At 53.4% G+C, this 14,575-nt stretch carries 15 protein-coding genes; 9 read left to right on the forward strand and 6 right to left on the reverse strand.

Features of this window, described 5'->3' with window-relative positions:
- The first annotated feature begins 81 nt into the window (after window positions 1–81).
- From RAL91_RS00635 to RAL91_RS00670, 9 genes are all read left to right on the forward strand, one after another.
- Entirely contained in the window at window positions 82–531 is a 450-nt protein-coding gene (locus tag RAL91_RS00635; RefSeq protein ID WP_306259047.1) for a CoxG family protein, read from the forward strand.
- Window positions 532–619: 88 nt separating this feature from the next.
- A complete protein-coding gene (locus RAL91_RS24980) occupies window positions 620–832 on the forward strand; it encodes an XdhC family protein (RefSeq protein WP_371932469.1) in 213 nt (70 codons plus the stop codon).
- Between the two features lie 164 nt (window positions 833–996).
- Window positions 997–1,971 (forward strand): tripartite tricarboxylate transporter substrate binding protein, encoded by a 975-nt coding sequence (locus tag RAL91_RS00640; RefSeq protein WP_306259048.1) that lies wholly within the window; start codon window positions 997–999, stop codon window positions 1,969–1,971.
- Window positions 1,972–2,036: 65 nt separating this feature from the next.
- Window positions 2,037–2,504, forward strand: coding sequence for a tripartite tricarboxylate transporter TctB family protein (locus RAL91_RS00645; RefSeq protein ID WP_306259049.1), 468 nt, complete (start codon window positions 2,037–2,039; stop codon window positions 2,502–2,504).
- A 5-nt stretch (window positions 2,505–2,509) separates the two neighbouring features.
- The gene (locus tag RAL91_RS00650) at window positions 2,510–4,006 is read left to right on the forward strand and encodes a tripartite tricarboxylate transporter permease (RefSeq protein ID WP_306259050.1); all 1,497 of its coding nucleotides are present in this window, start codon (window positions 2,510–2,512) and stop codon (window positions 4,004–4,006) included.
- A gap of 2 nt (window positions 4,007–4,008) precedes the next feature.
- Window positions 4,009–5,184 carry an L-rhamnonate dehydratase gene (locus RAL91_RS00655; protein WP_306259051.1) on the forward strand — a complete coding sequence of 392 codons (1,176 nt, stop codon included), beginning with the start codon at window positions 4,009–4,011 and terminating at the stop codon, window positions 5,182–5,184.
- 17 nt (window positions 5,185–5,201) lie between these two features.
- Window positions 5,202–6,113, forward strand: coding sequence for a dihydrodipicolinate synthase family protein (locus RAL91_RS00660; RefSeq protein WP_306259052.1), 912 nt, complete (start codon window positions 5,202–5,204; stop codon window positions 6,111–6,113).
- Window position 6,114: 1 nt separating this feature from the next.
- Window positions 6,115–6,825, forward strand: a complete 711-nt coding sequence (locus RAL91_RS00665) for a GntR family transcriptional regulator (protein WP_306259053.1) — start codon at window positions 6,115–6,117, stop codon at window positions 6,823–6,825.
- A 14-nt stretch (window positions 6,826–6,839) separates the two neighbouring features.
- A complete protein-coding gene (locus RAL91_RS00670) occupies window positions 6,840–7,850 on the forward strand; it encodes a 4-hydroxythreonine-4-phosphate dehydrogenase PdxA (protein ID WP_306259054.1) in 1,011 nt (336 codons plus the stop codon).
- Between the two features lie 63 nt (window positions 7,851–7,913).
- On the opposite strand, the gene RAL91_RS00675 is transcribed toward RAL91_RS00670, so the two are convergent.
- The 6 genes from RAL91_RS00675 to RAL91_RS00700 all read right to left on the reverse strand — a co-directional run bounded on the left by RAL91_RS00675 (window position 7,914) and on the right by RAL91_RS00700 (window position 14,413).
- Entirely contained in the window at window positions 7,914–8,366 is a 453-nt protein-coding gene (locus tag RAL91_RS00675; RefSeq protein ID WP_306259055.1) for a DUF302 domain-containing protein, read from the reverse strand.
- A gap of 138 nt (window positions 8,367–8,504) precedes the next feature.
- The gene (locus RAL91_RS00680; RefSeq protein ID WP_306259056.1) at window positions 8,505–9,884 is read right to left on the reverse strand and encodes an HD-GYP domain-containing protein; all 1,380 of its coding nucleotides are present in this window, start codon (window positions 9,882–9,884) and stop codon (window positions 8,505–8,507) included.
- Between the two features lie 125 nt (window positions 9,885–10,009).
- Window positions 10,010–11,539 (reverse strand): sulfatase, encoded by a 1,530-nt coding sequence (locus RAL91_RS00685; RefSeq protein ID WP_306259057.1) that lies wholly within the window; start codon window positions 11,537–11,539, stop codon window positions 10,010–10,012.
- 33 nt (window positions 11,540–11,572) lie between these two features.
- Entirely contained in the window at window positions 11,573–12,673 is a 1,101-nt protein-coding gene (locus tag RAL91_RS00690; RefSeq protein ID WP_306259058.1) for an ABC transporter ATP-binding protein, read from the reverse strand.
- Window positions 12,674–12,694: 21 nt separating this feature from the next.
- Entirely contained in the window at window positions 12,695–13,519 is an 825-nt protein-coding gene (locus tag RAL91_RS00695) for a carbohydrate ABC transporter permease (protein ID WP_306259059.1), read from the reverse strand.
- A 3-nt stretch (window positions 13,520–13,522) separates the two neighbouring features.
- Window positions 13,523–14,413, reverse strand: a complete 891-nt coding sequence (locus RAL91_RS00700) for a carbohydrate ABC transporter permease (protein ID WP_306259060.1) — start codon at window positions 14,411–14,413, stop codon at window positions 13,523–13,525.
- Window positions 14,414–14,575 lie beyond the last annotated feature (162 nt).

Consider the following 14,575-nt stretch of genomic DNA (forward strand, 5'->3'; position numbering starts at 1 on the left):
TCCCAAAACCCGATTTGAGCAAAGAGCAGGCCGAAATGCTGGCCTCGATAAAATTCCCCTGTTGTTAATAAGGAATTCCCCATGGAACTGAATGATGAAGTCACGATCAACGCCCCGAAAGTACGCGTTTATGAGGCATTGAACGACCCCGAGATACTGCAACAATGCATCCCCGGTTGCGAGGAACTTACACAGCACTCCGACACCGAACTGGAAGCCAAAGTTGTCTTGAAAGTCGGCCCTGTCAAAGCGCGCTTTAATGGCAATGTCGAGCTTGACAAGTCAGGCGCGCCGGATGCGTTTTCATTGTCTGGCCAGGGCAATGGGGGAGCCGCCGGTCATGCCAAGGGTGGAGCAGATGTGACCCTTGAGGAGACTGACGGAGTGACCACCCTTAAATACACCGCAAAGGCAGAAATTGGCGGCAAACTGGCGCAGCTTGGTGGCCGGTTGATACAAAGTACGTCCAAGAAGCTTGCTGCCAAATTCTTCAAGAAGTTCGCAGAAGTTGTTGAGATGGCCGAAGCCTGACGATGACCGATGGTGCCGACCCGCAATTTCTTGAACACGCCGCAGACACTCTTGCCTAAGCGAAAGACTGTCAAAGCAAAGCAATGCCGTGCCGTGTGCATTATGTGTCGTCACGAATGTCTCCGGTGGGTCCGCCCGGTCCATCGGAACATTGGTAGCGGTACGGGCCGATAGCGAGCTGGCAGGCTATGCCTCGCATGGATGCGCCGATGCCGATCTCCGTTTGCAGGCACAGGCAGCGATTGAAACGGCACAACCACGCTATTCGCGACATGGTTTAGACGGCTCCTTAAACCAATAACCTATACCTGAATCAACCGCAGGCGCACGGGAAGCCCCCCGAAACGTCGGGCACCCGCTTGACTCGGTCGAGAGCCTTCTTTAAGAAAAATATACTTTGGTATACCAAAATACCAAAACCTGACTGCTCAGCAGAACGGGTAAAGCTGCAACCGGGAGGAAATTATGAAAGACACCAGAAAACTGCGCGCACTAACGCTGATTGTTGGCGCATCGACACTTGCGCTCACCAGCTTCGCGCCTCAGGCACAAGCTCAAGACTACCCTTCAAAGACAATCGAAGTCGTCACACACGCCGGAAATGGCGGCGGTACTGACGTCACCACACGCATGATGATGCTGCGCGGACGCCGCGAATTGGGCGCTGACATGGTTGTGGTCAACAAAGGCGGCGGCGGCGGCGCTGTTGCCATGGATTACTATCTCACGCAGCCTGCCGATGGTCATTCCATTTTGACATTCACCATTGGTCACGCAGCGACGCTGGCCAAGAATGAAACCAAGATGAAACTGGAAGATATTCGCCCGATAGCACGCGGAACGGACGATCCCCAGATTCTCATGGTCAAATGTGGCGCTTACACAGATGCGGCCGATTTTGTTGCGAAGCAAAAAGAAGAAGCCATCATCTACGGCACGACCCATCTGGGCAATATTGATGATGTGTCCGCCTTCATGTTCACCAAAAAAGGCGGCATGAAAACACCGAAAATCCTTCCATTTGATGGCGGCGGCGAACTGGCCACCCAGCTTGTGGCAGGCGCGGTTGATGTTGCGGTTCTGAACCTGGCGGAAGCTGGAAGTCAGATCGATTCAGGCGATGTATGCCCTATTGTTGTTCTGGCCGATAAGCGCATGGCGGCATTGCCGGATGTTTCAACGGCGAAGGAAATGGGCATCCCGGTCAGCTTCTCGACCGTACGCGGATTTGTCGTCCACAAGGACACCCCTGATGACGTAGCGGCCAAGATTGAAGAGGCTCTTGTAAAGTCCATGAATCACGGCGTTTACCAGGGGTTCCTGACCTCGGTTGGCCTTGATGCTTCATCCGTTGCCGGATCAGAAGAATGGGGCAATCAGCTGCAGACCATGGTGACAGATATGTCAGCAGCACTGAAAGAGCTTGGTTTCATCGAGTAAATCAGACCTGCTTCCACACCAACTGCCCCTTGATCCCTGGATCAGGGGGCAAACCGGGCTGCGTCATGAAAACACAACTCAATCCTGACAGGCGGGCCAGATGGCTGGTTCCGATCTGCATTATCCTCTTTTGCCTTGTAGCGCTCTACTTCACCACAACATTCAAAAAGATGCCGCCAATCCTGAAGCGCGGCATCCAGCCGTCTGATTTCCCTCAGCTGGTCTGTCTGCTGATTGTCAGTCTGACCCTGTTGATGGTCTGGAAGGATCCGGTCAAAATTGTTGAGCGTGTCACATCCAAATCATGGATGACCATGGGTCTGATGATTGGGTTTGTGGCCTTGATGCAGGTCGATCTGTTTCTGGCTCTGGGCGCTTTTGCAGCGACCCTGACCATGCTGTGGGGCGAGCGCCGTCCGCGGAATATTGCCCTAGTGGGCCTCCTCATTCCGACATCGGTTTTCTTTCTCTTTGATCTCGTCTTCAAAATCCGCTTCCCCCGCGGATTATTGACCTCCCTCTGGTACGGATGAGCACAATGGATGCTTTTTTTAACGGCTTTCTGGCACTAACCGATCCAAGCCTGTTGCTTTTGCTGGTCGCCGCAACCCTTGGCGGCGTCATCATCGGCGCTTTGCCTGGATTGAATGCCACAACCGGCGCGGCACTGCTTTTGCCCTTCACCCTGACGATGGAGCCGATTGCAGCGATTTCGATACTGACTGCAATCTATTGCTCAGCTACCTTTGCTGGCGCAATCACTGCCATCCTTATCAACACACCCGGCACATCTGCCAGCGCAACCACCTGTCTTGATGGCTATCCCATGGCTTTGCGCGGCGAGGCTGGCCGAGCACTTGGCATGGCCGTTGTCGCCTCGACCTTTGGCGGTGTGCTGAGCGTTATCTGTCTGATGATTGCGGCGCCGGTTCTGGCGCGGGCTGCCTATAATTTTGCGCCACCGGAATATTTCGCACTGACATTATTCGGCCTGTCCATGCTGGTCAGTGTTGGTGGTGGATCACCGATCAAGAACCTCATTGCAGGTGCATTCGGCATTTTGTTGGCAACGGTCGGCGTTGATCTTCTGACATCCGTCAAACGCTTTACCTTCGACGTTCCGCAACTCCATGAAGGCATCGGTTTTGTTCCGGTCATGATCGGCGTATTTGGAATTTCCGAATTGCTGTCCCAGGCCTCCGCTCTGCATCAGAAGCGTGAGCAGGTCACAATGAAGGCCATTAAACTGCCCTCCATGGCGGATTACAAAAAGGTCTGGAAGACCATTCTGCGATCAACCGGCATCGGCACCTTCATCGGTATTCTGCCGGCAGAAGGGGCAACCGTTGCATCCATGATCGGCTACAATGAAGCGCGGCGATGGTCCAAGACACCCGAAGAATTTGGCAAAGGTGCCATTGAAGGCATTGCAGGCTCAGAGGCCGCGAACAATTCCGCAACAGGCGGTGCAATGGTGCCCACACTGGCTCTCGGCATTCCCGGGAGTCCAACCGCGGCGGTTATCCTGGCCGGATTGCTGGTCCATGGCCTGCGTCCCGGTCCTACAATGTTCACCGAACAGGCGGATTTCGCCTTCGCCATTTTCTGGTCGATGCTTTTCGTAAACCTGCTGTTTCTGGTCATCGGACTTTATGGAGCGAAGGTCTTTGCACGGGTCACCCTCATACCGATCCGGATGCTTTGGCCCAGTGTCTTCATCTTCTCGATTGTTGGTGCCTATGCTCTGGATCAATCCATGTTCGATGTCTGGATTGCCATCATTTCCGGGATCATCGGCTACTTCATGCGGGTTTACGGATTTTCCGTCGTACCGCTGGCGATTGGCCTGATATTGGGCGGCATGCTGGAGCAGCGCCTTGGACAATCCATGGTAATGCTGGACGAGCAATGGTGGCTGATCGCTACCCGGCCCCTATCGGCATTTTTCCTGATACTCACTGCTTTTGCCCTATTTGGGCCTGCCCTGTGGAAACTGATCACAGGGCCACGGCCAACGTTTAAAAAAGGTTCCTGATCATGAGTCGCATCAAATCCATTCGCACACGGGTCTGGAACTGGACCGGTCCAACCGTTCCGCCACAGGGCAATTTCTGCACCAATGCATCCGATGTCTTGTGGGAGCGCGGGGATGCCATGTCGTCCTTTCGGTTTTACCAATGGCTGACCTGCGAAGTCGAAAGCGAAGACGGCGCAATCGGCATCGGAAACGCAGCCCTTGCACCGATCGTGGTCAAAAAGGCAATCGACGAATATTACGCCCCTTTGGTGATTGGCGAAGATCCCTTTGACTATGCCTATATCTGGGAAAAAATGTACCGTCGCACCCATGCCTGGGGCCGCAAGGGCATCGGCATGACAGCCATTTCAGCAATCGATATTGCGATCTGGGATCTGATGGGCAAGCAGGTTGGAAAACCCGTTTTCAAGCTGTTGGGCGGACGCACCAAGGAAAAGATTCCGGTCTATTATTCCAAGCTCTATGCAGACACGGTGCCGGCCATGCAAAAAGAGGCCGAAGAGGCCATGAAAAACGGATACAATGCTTATAAGTCACGCTTTGGCTACGGCCCAAAGGACGGCATGCAGGGCATGCGCGAAAATCTGAAACGCGTTGAAGCGCTGCGCGAAGTCATTGGCTATGACAATGATCTGATGCTGGAATGCTATATGGGCTGGACGCTTGATTACGCCAAACGCATGCTGCCAAAGCTTGAAAAATATGAGCCGCGCTGGCTGGAAGAGCCGGTTATCGCTGATGATGTGGCAGGCTATGCCGAGCTGAATGCCATGGGCATTGTTCCCATTTCCGGCGGCGAACATGAATACTCGATCATTGGCTGCAAAGACCTGATCGAAAAGAAAGCCGTCAGCATTCTGCAATATGACACCAATCGCGTCGGAGGCATTACGGCCGCGCAGAAAATCAATGCTATTGCGGAAGCCAATCAGATTCCGGTCATTCCCCATGCGGGCCAGATGCACAATTATCATATGACAATGGCCAATGTGAATTGCCCCATCAGCGAATACTTCCCGGTCTTTGACGTGGAAGTCGGCAACGAGCTTTTCTATTATATTTTCGAGGGCGATCCGGACGCCGTAGATGGTTATCTGCAATTGGACGACAACACACCCGGTCTGGGAATTTCCATTTCCGACAAATATCTGAAAAACTTTGAAATCATCGAGTAAGCTCAGGAGCAGCGTCCATGGCAAACTTTCAAGGCATCTGGCCCGTCGCACCAACCCCGTTTGAACCCGGTGGTGCGATCGATGTTCATGGCATGAAGCGGGTTCTGGATTGCATGATAGATCAGCAGGTTGACGGAATTTGCATTCTCGCAAATTTCTCCGAGCAATTTCTCATCACCGATGAGGAGCGCCGGATTTTAACCCGCACATCTCTTGAACATGTCGCGGGCCGCATTCCGGTTATTGTGACCATCAGCCATTTTGCCACCGACATTGTGGTCGACCGCGCGCGGGAAGCCAGGGAACTGGGCGCGCAAATCGTGATGATGATGCCCCCATATCATGGGGCATTGATGCGCGGCACTGCCGAGCAGACCTTTGAGCAATTCGCCCGTGTCGGGGAAGTCGGCATTCCCATCATGGTGCAGGATGCGCCCTTGTCCGGTGTTGATCTTCCAGTGCCATTGCTTGTGAAAATGGCGCAGGAGATCGAGATGCTGAAACTCTTCAAAATCGAATGCGCCCAGACCGCTGGTAAATTGCGCGCTCTGATCGCGGCGGGTGGCAGCGCTATCGAAGGCCCATTTGACGGCGAAGAAGCCATCACCCTGATGGCTGATCTTGATGCAGGAGCCACAGGCACCATGACATCTGCCATGATTCCGGACCAGATCAAGCCCGTCCTTGCTGCCCATGCAGCCGGCGACAGACAGCAGGCTATGGCTCACTATGCGCGGGTATTGCCTGCGATTAATTTTGAGAACCGCCAATGCGGATTTCGCTCCGCCAAGGCCGCCATGATGGAAGGGGGTGTGATCCAATCCGATTTTTGCCGCCATCCAATCCCACCTTTGCATCCGGACACCCGGCAGCAATTACTGGAGTTGATCCGGCCACTGGATCCGGTGGTTTTGAATTGGGGGACCTGACGTGAGCAAAGTTGCAAACCTGAAAGGTCTGATGGGAACCGAAGGGCGCGTTTCCCGAAGTCTCAGCCTTGCTGAAGATGCAGCCCAGACCCTGCGCAGCATGATCCTTCTGGAAAAACTGCCGCCTGGTATCAGCTTGCCGGAACGCGATTTATCAGAAGCCCTCGGGATCAGCCGCACGCCCTTGCGTGAAGCCATCCGTCTTCTGGCAGGTGAAGGACTGATTCAGTTTACGGCTGCCCGCCGACCCTTTGTCGCCAATCCATCGCTTGAGGAAATCAACAATTGCCTGCGCGTTCAGGGCGCATTGGAGGCGCTTGCCGGCGAGTTGGCCTGCGTCCATTGCAGCGATGCCGAACTGCGCGAGATTGCAAACATCAACGCGGCCATTGCAGAGGTAAACACAGATGATGGAGACGGTAAGCTGGCCGGGTTTCAGGCAGATATGCGGTTCCATCAGGCCATCGTTCAAGCTGCAGGAAATCCGCCTCTGGCTGAAACACATGCCTCTTACAATGCACGTCTTTGGCGGGTGCGTTTTCTATCCTCTCAGCGGCGCGCCGGTCGCGACAGCACGCGCAAGGAACACTCTGAAATCGTTGCAGCACTTTCGGAGCGCGATGCAAAACGAACGGCGCAGGCACTGAAGACCCATTTGAAAACAGCTGAAACGAATATTGCCCAGGCTCTTGACGAGCGTGAGTCCACCTAACAGCGGAAAAATCCATGAACCGTCCCAAAATTGCAATTATCCCTGGTGATCCCTCCGGCATCGGCCCGGAACTGATTGCCAAACTGTTGAATGATGAGGGTGTCCGCGAAGCCGCCGATATCGTGCTCGTTGGTGATGCCCATTTATGGCAGCGCGGTGCCGAGCAGGCTGACCTGCCTGTGGAATTGAACACATTGCAAGAAGAAGACCTGCCCGATTTTACCGGTCTTGCCCATCTCGATCTCAACACCATTCAGCCGGATGAGGTGGAAATTGCCACTGTGTCCATAGCAAGCGGCACAACCGCTTTGCGTTGCCTCGACAAGGCCATGGATCTGGCAGTAGCTGGGCTTGTGGACGGCATTCTGTTCGCCCCCTTCAACAAGGGCGCCATGACGTCAGCTGGATTGAATGCAGAAGATGAGCACCGCTATATGGCACGTTATCTGGGCTTTACCGGCTATCACAGCGAAATAAATGTGCTCGATGAGCTCATGACCACGCGTGTGACCAGCCATATTGGCTTGAAGGATGTTGCCGCCAATATTGATCAGCCCGGCATTTTGCGCGCAGTCACTCTGGCATCCGACACGTTGAAACGGGCCGGGAAAACTCGCCCGGCCATTGCTGTCGCTGCCCTCAATCCGCATGCAGGTGATAACGGCAAATTCGGCCGCGAAGAGATCGACATTCTGGAACCTGCGGTGCGCGCCTGTCAGGACAAGCAAATGAATGTCACCGGACCCTGGCCATCTGACACCGTCTTCCTGAAAGCAATGCGCGGTGAAGTCGACGCTGTCGTCACCATGTATCATGATCAGGGACAGATCGCGATCAAGCTGCTGGGCTTTGAACGCGGTGTGACCGTGGCTGGTGGTCTTCCCTACCCGATTGCAACACCGGCCCATGGCACTGCCTTTGACATTGCAGGCCAAAACAAGGCGAATGTCAGCGCAACACGGCAGGCCTTTAATCTGCTCGTGCGCATGGCCCAGACACATCGGGATGAGCGCTCGGCGGCTTAAAACGCTTCTTGTTCATACAGAACCGCGCGACAGGTCCGCGCGGCTGCTGTAATAGAGTGGGTTTTAGTTGGAAGCTTGAACAGCGGCGTCTGTCAGCTTGCCCAAAGCACCGGCCATCATTGCCAGAGATTTCAGATCTGCAGGCACATTGTAACTTGCCGCAAACTGTTGCGGGTCGTGATAGGCCACCTGTGTATCGCCTGCAGCATCTTCAAAGATTACAACGCGGATCGGCAAATCGAGACCAGCCATCGGGTCGGCCTGCATGATCGGAGTTCCAATTTTTGGGTTGCCGAAGACAAGCATCTGATTGGGCTTCAGTTCAGCATCAATACCGGCAGCCCCTGCTGCATGGTCAACACGTGCAAAAACCGTCGCGCCGGCTTTTTCCACCGCTGCAACCAACTGGTCCATTGTGTCAGACACAGAATGTGGACTGCTTTTGGTAATAAGCTCTGCCGCATGGGCGGAAAAGGAAGCGACTGTCATCGCCAGAACCAGAATAAAAGTCTTCATGGGATTCTCCGAAAGTTAAAAGGGAAGCCAGACATGGAACAGCACCATGCATAAGCGTGTCCGCACCGAGACAACGCAGTTATCACAGTCCTGTTTCAACCGGAAATGTGGAGGCACAGTGTCGGCGGGAAAAGAATCTTAAGCAGCAATCTCGGATTCTGCAGTTAACCGCTGGAAACCGACCTTCAGCGCTGCCACGCAATCTGCATCAAACGCAGTTCCAATATCCTTTTCCAGAATCTCAAACACCTTTGCAATCGGCATAGCGTCCCGGTAAGGCCGCTCGGCGGACAATGCGTCGAACACGTCCGCAACGGTTAGAATACGCACTTCAAGGCACAATTCGTCGCCTGTCAAGCCGCAGGGGTAACCCTTGCCATCCAGCCTTTCATGATGCGCACCGGCAATCGGGGCGATGTCACTGAACACAGGAATTCGTTCGAGAATTTTCTGGCTGAGGCCCGGATGATTCTTAACCGCAACCCACTCATCATCGTCCAGCGGACCCGGCTTGTCGAGAATCTGATTGCTGACAGCCAGCTTGCCAAGATCATGCAGCATCGCGGCCCGCCGCAACCAGCGCCGATGGTCATCAGCCAGATTCAACTCCTCGGCAATGATATCTGTATAAAGCGTCACCCGGTTGCTGTGATCAGCGGTAAAAGAGCTTTTTGCATCCACCACATCAGAAAACGCTTCGGCAATTTCGTCCAGATAATCTTCATCAACCGGCTGCGAATGGCCCTCTGGAACCATGTTGAACAAATGTTCTTCCAGATCATCCCCGGCAAGAACGCCCCAAAACCGACTATCTTTCTGAGCTTCCAGAAATGCATCCACCAAACGCGGATCAAACCATTTGCCCGAGCGGGATTTTATCTCCTTGATCGCGGCTTCTTTACTCTGGTCGGTAGCAAACACGTCAATAACTTGCGCCATCAGAGCAATATTGGCGATCATAGGAATATCGTTGCCCTTGCGCGCTTCCGGCTGGCCAGAGCCATCCCAATGTTCATCAAGTGATCGAATGCCATCCTGCACCCGTTTTGAAAACCGCATCCTGGCGGCAATATCCGCACCACGTTCACAGCGGGTCTCGATCAGTTCCTTTGACAGCTCCCCACCGTTCTGGATGATATTGACCAAAGCGCGAATACGCTCACTCAAACCGGATTCCAGACCTGTTTTGGCAAACACAAAGCGCAGGGCAGAACTCATACTGCCATCAACAGTTTTAAAATCCCGTTTGAAACGGATGTCGTCGGTCAGATACAGACTACACACACGGGCGGCATTGCTACTGCAGCCCAGATCTTTCAGCAAAAGCGCGTAGAACAGATCAGCCGCTTCTGCTTCATCAAGACCAAGTTGCAATCCAATTGAAGAACCCATCCAGCAACACCGCATGCAGTGCCCCTCTGGCTGACCTTCGGTCATATCAAGTGCGTAGGAAAGTGTCCCAAGCAACTCAGCCAGATTAATCGTTTCAATTTTATGTTTCTTGTAACTTGATTTCACGGCACTCACCACTTTTACCTCTAAGCCAAAATAAGGCTGAAGTTTTAACAAGTGCTTGTCAGGATGCGTAAAACACTTGGTCCGATGGCCCAAGCGACATCAGGTCGCGGAGTGCTGAAGTGCCGCTAGAGTGCACCAACTTCGTGCTCTGGCACATCGCCAATTTCAGCCATCTTGGTATCTAGCTGCCGCATCAAATCCTGCACCACATCAAAATAGGCTTGATCCTCAACCACGTTGAAAAGCTCAAGCGGGTCTTTCTGGCAATCAAACAATTCCCACTCGCGGTCTTCACCACCATGATTGGTACCCGGCAAATCAAAGCCCTCATTATACCAGTAAATGAGTTTGTAACGCTGATCGCGAATGCCGTAATGCGAATAGGCATTGTGGTCCGGATCGCGGTGCATCCAATAGCGGTGATAGGCCAATTGCGACCAGTCTTCAGGTGTATTGCCACTGAACAGATGACGCAAACTCTTGCCCTGCATATAGGAAGGTACTGTCAGCCCGGCATAATCCAGAAAGCTGGGGGCGAAATCCACATTACACGCCATGTCGTCACACACTGTGCCTGCGGCAATCTCTTTGGGATAGCGCACCAGAAACGGCATTTGAAAAGACTCTTCATACATGAAGCGCTTGTCGAACCAGCCATGCTCGCCCAGAAAAAAACCCTGATCGGACGTGTAAATGACAATCGTATCTTCGGTCAGACCTTCCCGATCCAGATATGTCAGCATCCGCCCGACATTTTCATCAATCGAGGCAATCGTGCGCAAATAGCGCTTCAGATAGCGCTGATATTTGAAATGTGCCAATTCAGCCTGTGTCTCAAAGGTAAACACTTCTCCGGTTGCCCGGTCGATGAGACGCAGATCTGATGGATCTTCCGGATGCGGTATCTTGCGTTCAACATCGCCGTCCTTGACCCGCACGCCGACTTCCGACCCGCCCTCTGGCTGAACGAGACCGAGATCCCGGTATTTCATATCATTGCGAATACGCATTTTGGCTTCGCTCGCGGCTTTGGCGCGATTGCGATAATCATCATCAAACGTATCTGGAACAGCAATATCATCCTGATAAAGACCGGCATGTTTGGGATGATGCTCCCATTCCCTGTGAGGGGCTTTGTGGTGACACATCAAAAAGAAGGGTTTTTCCCGGTCACGCCCATCCAGCCAGTTCAGGCATTTGTCGGTAATGACATCGGTCACATAGCCTTGCACTTCAATATCTTCGCCCATCTCAATCATATAGGGATCAAAATACTCGCCTTGGCCCGGCAGAACGGACCAGAAATCAAACCCGGTTGGCTCATGGGCTTTGCCTTCACCCAAATGCCATTTGCCGACCATTGCCGTTTGATAACCGCCAGTTTTGAGATGCTTGGCAACATTTGGCAGACGGTTGTCGATATGGGTTTCCAGCGTTGAAACACAATTGACGTGATTATAGGTACCGGTCAAAATCGCGGCCCGGCTGGGCGTGCAGATTGAATTGGTGACGTAGCAATGATTGAGGCGCATGCCTTCATTGGCAATGCGGTCAAGATGCGGCGTCTGATTGATCCCCGCACCATAACAACCAATGGCCTTGGATGCATGATCATCGGCCATGATGAACAGAATATTGGGTTGTTTCGCCGTCACAGTTTTCCCCTCAACAATCTCAAATAATGCAAATCAGTGTTTCTGAATTCTGGGCAACGCCTTGCCCGTGTCCGGATTGAACGCATGCAAGCGCGCCGGTGCAATTCGAATCCCGATCTCATGGCCACGTTCCGGGTGGTCCACCCCGCCAACGCGTGCCAGCATGTCCTCGCCATCCACGGCCAGATTCAACAAAGCATCAGCACCCAGCAATTCGGCCAGACGAATGTCTGCATCAAAGCACCATGGATCGTCTTTACCGCTTTCACGGGCTACCACGTCAATGTCTTCCGGGCGGATGCCAAGCGTCACCGACGTAACACCCGCTGTATCAAAACCGGTTAACTCCGGAATGGCGAAAGATGAATTCTGACTAGTCCAGCCACGATCACCGGAGCGCTCGATACTGATAAAATTCATCGCAGGACTGCCAATGAAGCCGGCTACAAATTCCGTTGCCGGATGATCATAGACTTCGCGCGGCGTTCCCACCTGCGCCACAACACCAGCATCCATAATGACAATTCGGTCTGCCAGCGTCATGGCTTCAACCTGGTCATGGGTGACATAGATGGATGTCACTCCCAGTCTTTCATGCAATTGCTGCAGCTCCATACGCATACGCACCCGCAGCTTTGCATCCAGATTGGACAGCGGCTCATCAAACAGAAACACCTCGGGCGTGCGTACAATGGCGCGGCCAATGGCGACGCGCTGACGCTGACCACCGGACAAAGCCGCCGGTTTGCGTTCCAGAAAATCGGTCAGGCCCAGCATCTCAGCCACGCCGCCGACACGGCGCTGGATTTCGTCAGCTGGCACACGCTGCAACTTCAGGGCCATCGCCATATTGTCGAAGACCGATTTATGCGGATACAGCGCATAATTCTGGAACACCATGGCCACGCCCCGATCTTTCGGATCAACCGCATTCATGGTCTTGCCACCAATTTCCAATGTACCTTTGGAAATGCTTTCCAGCCCGGCAATCATCCGCAGGGTGGTGGATTTTCCACAGCCGGACGGGCCAAGTAGCACCAGGAATTCACCGTCATTAATAGTCAGATCAAACTCATGGACGGCGGTCACCGAACCATAATCCTTGCCGATTTGTTGAAGCGAAACAATTGCCATGATTGAGAGAGTTCCTGAGCGTTATTTACCAGCACCGGCGGTCAGTCCGCCAACAATCTGTTTTTGAAAAATAGCCGTGATGATGAGGATCGGTATGATCGCAATCACCGTGGCCGTTGAAATGGTTTCCCATGGAAAGGCGTATTCACCGGGATAGAGCGAAATGCCGACCGGCGCCGTGCGCATGGCGTTTTGGGTCATCAGAACCAGCGCCAGCGGAAACTCGTTCCAGGAGAAAATGAAGACAATCAGACCAGTCGCCACAAAGCCGGGCCACGACAGCGGCAGGACAATGGTGAGGAATATCCGCAGAAAGCCCATGCCGTCCATGCGGGCAGCCTCTTCAATTTCCACCGGCAGCGTCGCAAAATAACTGGCCAGCATCCAAACCGTAAACGGCAGAAACAAGCCGGCATGCGCCAGAATAAGCCCGGTATAAGTGTTCAGCAGTCCAAGCTTCAGGAAATTCTGAAACAGGGAGGGCAGCAGCGAGACCGGCGGGAACATTGACACAGCCAGAATGCCGACCATCAGGAAGCCTGCAAATTTCAGGTTCAGCCGCGACAACGCATAGCCAGCAAGACCACCGAAAACCAGTGTCAGTGCAGTACACCCCACGCCGACAATAAAGCTGTTCAGCACATAGCGCAGCAATTCCGGCGACTGGGTGATGATCGTCCAGTAATTCTCAAAGGTCACGGGCGTCGGCCAGTATTGTGGAGGCCATGCATAGATGCCCGCTGAGGTTTTGATCGATGTCAGAATTAGCCAGACAATCGGAAAAAACGAAATCACAACCGAGATAATCACAAGCAGATAGAGGCCAATTCGGGGACGCTTGGTCATCGGTCAGTTCCTTGTCCGCAGGACGAAGATATAGGCAAGGCTCATGGCAAAGATCACCAGAAACTGAACCACCACAATCGCAGCGCCAAAATTGAAATCAATAAAGTCGAAAATCACCTTGTAGGCGTAAAGCGACAGGCTTTCTGTCGCGATGACCGGCCCGCCATCGGTCAAATTGAAGGGCAGTTCAAACGTGCGCAGCGCATCCATCGACCGGATAATCAGAGCCACCAGAATCGGCCCTTTCAGCAGTGGCAATGTAATTTGTGTAAATTCCTGCCAGCGGCTCATCCCATCCATGCGCCCGGCTTCATAAAGATCGCGGGGAATGGATTGCAGACCTGCCAGAATAATCAGTGCCATGAAGGAACTTGTTTTCCACACAGCCACCACAACCATGGAGAACATGGCAAGCCATTCATCGCCAAGAAAGTTGATTGGCCGGTCAACAATGCCGGATTGCAGGGCAACCGCGTTAAAGAGCCCATAATCCGCATTATACATCCAGCGCCACATCAACGTGTTGAGCGCCGTGGGCAACGCCCATGGAAACAGCACCGCAAGCCGCGCAAGGCCTTTGCCGCGAAAGCTTTCATTCAGCAGCACGGCCAACCCGATGCCCAGCATCAGTTCCAGCGGAATGGAGATCGCCGTGAAGGTGAAGGTCACAGCCATTGAATTCCAGAATCGCTCGTCGCCCATCAGCTTGGCGTAATGAGCGAAACCAACAAATTCATAGGGTTCAGACCCATCAATGCTGGATTGGCCAAAACTCAGAACAACCGACTGGATAATCGGATAGATCAAAATGATCGCGATCAGCAAAACCGTTGGCGCCACGAATGACATGCCTGTCATTTGCCGTCGATGATCGAGGCTATATGCGGCGTTCATGAAAGGCTCCATACGCTAAAAATTGGGTGGAGAAGTCGCCCCGAACCTGGGAATTCAGTGCCAGTGGAAGAGGTGACACCGAACATAATGTCCGGGGCGATGCAGGATCAGAAGACAGGGCAGCAGAACCGCCCGGTCTTCTGACTGTCTGTTCCAGATCAG

This window comes from Pararhizobium sp. IMCC21322 (genome assembly GCF_030758295.1).
In the GTDB taxonomy this organism is placed as follows: domain Bacteria; phylum Pseudomonadota; class Alphaproteobacteria; order Rhizobiales.